Source organism: Flavobacterium sp. UBA4854 (genome assembly GCF_002399805.1).
GTDB classification, from domain to species: Bacteria; Bacteroidota; Bacteroidia; order Flavobacteriales; family Flavobacteriaceae; genus Flavobacterium; species Flavobacterium ginsengisoli.
Map to the genome: position 1 here is coordinate 1,340 of NZ_DHEI01000115.1, position 353 is coordinate 1,692.

A 353-nucleotide genomic window follows, 5' to 3' on the forward strand; every position below is an offset into this window, starting at 1 on the left:
GGTCAAGTAGGATATATTGGTGACACAGGAAGTGCTTATTTGAATTTTACAACAGGAAGTACAAATCCAATTCCAGGAAGTACAATTCCAGTTTCAGATGAAAATAAAACACAATTTGATTTAACAGCATCTAAAACAATTACAGATAGTTTTTCACTTGGGTTGAATGCAACTTATGCTAAAACAACAAATGATTTTGATAGTAATTTAGACGGAGACTGGTTTTCTGTGGTAGGATATGCTACTTATTCTTTCAATCCAGCTTTGCTTTTGGCTTATAGAATGGAGTATTTTGATGCTAAAGATGCTGCTCCGAGTTTAGGAACTTTAGCAGGATCAAATGTATTTGCAAA

At 33.7% G+C, this 353-nt stretch carries 1 protein-coding gene; it reads left to right on the forward strand.

Going from position 1 to position 353, the window contains the following annotated elements; all coding sequences use genetic code 11:
• A partial coding sequence (locus B3J44_RS17215) for an outer membrane beta-barrel protein (RefSeq protein ID WP_286969921.1) occupies nt 1–353 on the forward strand: 353 nt, incomplete at both ends.